The 3,644-nt window shown below is 48.6% G+C and carries 1 protein-coding gene; it reads left to right on the top strand.

Annotated elements, in window-relative coordinates; translation table 11 throughout:
* Positions 1 to 3,644: Ig-like domain-containing protein (locus BUB37_RS21685; protein WP_072995193.1), on the top strand; the 3,644-nt coding region annotated here is incomplete at both ends.

Below are 3,644 nucleotides of genomic sequence, written 5' to 3'. Positions count from 1 at the left end.
GAGAATATAGCAACTGTTGACGGCACCGGACTTGTAACCGCCCTGGTCCCCGGTACGGTAACGGTAACGGCCACGACCAACGACGGTGGTTTTACCTCCAGTTCTGTCATAACGGTGGAAGCCGCGCCTATACCTGTAACGGGCATCGCGGTAACTCCCGACGCGGCCACGGTAACGGAAGGGGGCATCCTTCAGCTGACCGCGGCGGTGGAGCCCTCCGATGCGGACGATGCCGGTGTGATTTGGAGCAGCGATGACGAAAGTGTGGCAACGGTCGACGGTTCCGGCCTGGTAACCGCCCTGGTCCCCGGTACGGCAACGGTAACGGCCACGACCAACGACGGTAGTTTTACCTCCAGTTCGATCATAACGGTGGAAGCGGCGCCCGTACCTGTAACGGGCATCGCGGTAACGCCCGACGTGGCCACGGTAACGGAAGGGGACATCCTTCAGCTGACCGCCGCGGTGGAACCCTCCGATGCGGACGATGCCGGTGTGATTTGGACCAGCGATGACGAGAATATAGCAACTGTTGACGGTTCCGGCCTGGTAACCGCCCTGGTCCCCGGTACGGTAACGGTAACGGCGACGACCAACGACGGCGGTTTTACAAGCACATCGGAAATTTCGGTACTTCCCCGATTGGATAGGGTCGGAAGTTGGAGCGAACCTATTCCATTCGGAATAGTGCCCGTTGCTGTCGCTAATTTGCCCGATGGCAGGTTGGTGGTCTGGTCGTCAAAATACAAGGATTATTTTGGGGGGGCTGATGGTTTCACCTATACCGAATTATTTGATCCCTTTATGGGGCCGAACGGCATGCCGTTGGGTGAAAAATCGACATCCACAAACCACGATATGTTTTGTCCCGGTATAAACAACCTTCCCAATGGGATGATATTGGTTACGGGCGGCTCTTCAAATGCCAAGGCTACTTTGTACGATTATTCGACCGAAACTTGGATTGCTACGGATAACATGAATATTGGAAGGGGCTATCAAGGTAGCGTAACCCTTTCCGATGGTTCTGTCATGGTAATCGGTGGTTCGTGGAGTGGAGGTTTGGCACCACAGGGCGAAAAGATTGCGGAACTTTGGAGGCAGGAAACCGGATGGAAAGTTCTGCCAGGATTACGAAGCGATATCTTGTTTAACCAAAACGACCTTGATTTTGAGGAAGAGGGCGTGTACCGCGCCGATAACCATTCCTGGTTGTGGGCGGCGCCAAACGGTAAGGTTTTCCATGCCGGCCCTAGTGAGGACATGCATTGGATCGATGTTGCTGCAAACGGCTCTTTTGAATTTGCCGGTAAGCGTTCGAACGATACGTATTCTATGAAGGGTACCACGGTAATGTTCGACGTGGGTAAAATTCTTAAAGTGGGAGGGGCCACCTCATATGCCAGTGGTGATGCCGCAAAAGACAACTCCTATGTTATCGATATCAATGACGAAAACAATGTAACGGTAACACCCACCGTAAACAACCTCCAGTATAGCCGGACCATGCACAACAGTGTAGTGCTTCCTGATGGCAAGGTGTTGGTTACCGGCGGTTTAAGTACGGCCAGGGTTTTTACCGACGAGGGCGCGAGATTAAATGGCGAATTGTATGATCCCGAAACGAATACCTGGAGCGTAGTAGCGGGTATGCAGGTGCCGCGAACGTATCACAGTGTTTCTATCTTACAGGCGGATGGCAGGGTCTTTGTCGGTGGTGGCGGTCTTTGCGTTACCTGTTCGAACCACTTGGACGCCGAGATCTATAGTCCGGGATATCTATTTGATTCAGATGGGAATTTGGCGGAAAGACCTGTTATCAGTGCTCCCGAGGCAGCGGATTACAATAGTACGATCGTGGTGAACGGAAGTGCCGGCATTCAGGAATTTAGCTTTATTAAAATGTCGTCCTCCACGCATAGTACCAACAATGAGCAGCGAAGGATACCCTTGACTTTTTCAGGAAACGGCACCTATACCCTAAATGTACCTGACCGGAACTTATTGCCTCCGGGGTATTACATGTTGTTCGCCATAGGGGCCAACGGGACACCCTCGATAGCCGAATCGGTTTTGGTAGGGGTACCTACCGTTTTGGTTGAAGAGGTGTTAGTCTCACCGAGCTATGTGGATATGCAAAGTGGGGAGATTCAGCTTTTAGAAGCATCGATATTCCCTAATAACGCAGAGGATCAAACGGTTGTTTGGTCATCTAATGATAATTCGGTGGCCTCTGTGGATTCAAATGGCGTTGTCACGGCAGTTGCGTCTGGTACGGCAGTAATATTGGCCACTTCAGGAGATGGTAGAAGTATGGCTAGTGCTAACATTATTGTTGATGGAGGATGTACATTATCGAATGTTGCTTTAGGTGGAATGGCCATCCAATCGAGTGTTTATGGTAACGGATTGGCCTCCCTTGCTGTCGATGGGAATAGGGTAGGTGGGACACCACATTCTAACAGTCAAGGCATTGCTGATTTACAGCATACCCAAGAAGAAACATCTCCCTGGTGGCAGATTGACTTGGGTTCTTCATATTTTCTTGAAGAGCTGTTGATTTATAATAGAACCGATAAGCTGCAATCCCGTTTAAGGGATTTCCACGTATTTGTTTCCAACACTCCGTTTTCTACTCAAGAAAGTTTACAGGATTTATTGGAAAATTCGAATATTTCTGATTATTATTTTGCTGGATCGGCAAGTTTAGAGGAAACAATTGAATTAAGGACGGATGGTAGATTTATTCGAATTCAACTTTCCGATAATGGAATCCTTCACATGTCTGAAGTTGAAATCCTAGGATGTATAATTGGGAATTCCCTTTGTGAAGGCACGACCCCGGTTACAATATCGCAATCAGGCCCTTACTTGGATTCTGATGATTTGCAAACGCTGATTGGAAGTCCTTCTGGTGGAACTTGGTCCTTAGCGAGTAGTGATGGTACTTTTGATCCAAGTATAGGCCCTGGCACCTATACAGTTTCATATACCTATGATAATGGAGAAGGTTGTGTACAAACGGCAGCTGAGAATATCATTGTTAAGGCGGCTTGTGATGGAGTTCCTCCAATTGAGATTAGTTCCTTTGGGCCTTACTTGGACACGAACCAAGTTCAGGAACTTACAGCCAACCCCTCTGGAGGCACATGGTCTGGTGCAAGTACAGATGGAACCTTTGATCCTGGCATTGGACCTGGAATTTATACGGTGACCTATACTTATGATAATGGGTTGGGGTGTGTTCAAACTGAAAGTATTGAAATCAAAGTTATCTCTTTAGATGAGGAATGTAATTTATCTAATATTGCTATAGGAGGTACATCTACCCAATCTAGCACCTATGGTGATGGTTTGGCTTCTCTGGCCATTAATGGTAGTACAGTGGGGAGTTCTCCAAACTCAAATAGTTCAGGGAGTGCCAATCTCCAACATACCTTGGAAGAGGAGTCCCCATGGTGGCAGGTAGACTTAGGTTCCTTGTATACTCTTGGAAATCTCAAAATCCATAACCGAAGTAATGGTTTTGAATCTCGCTTGAATTTTTTCTACGTACTTGTATCTCCGACCCCGTTCCCCGATGGGTCTGGCCTGGGGGATCTACTGTCGGACGGGGAGGTTGAGAGCTATTATTTTTCCGGTCA

This window comes from Pseudozobellia thermophila (genome assembly GCF_900141855.1).
Lineage (GTDB): Bacteria > Bacteroidota > Bacteroidia > Flavobacteriales > Flavobacteriaceae > Pseudozobellia > Pseudozobellia thermophila.
Note: the sequence above shows the minus strand (reverse complement) of the source record. Positions and strands in the feature narration are given on the sequence as shown.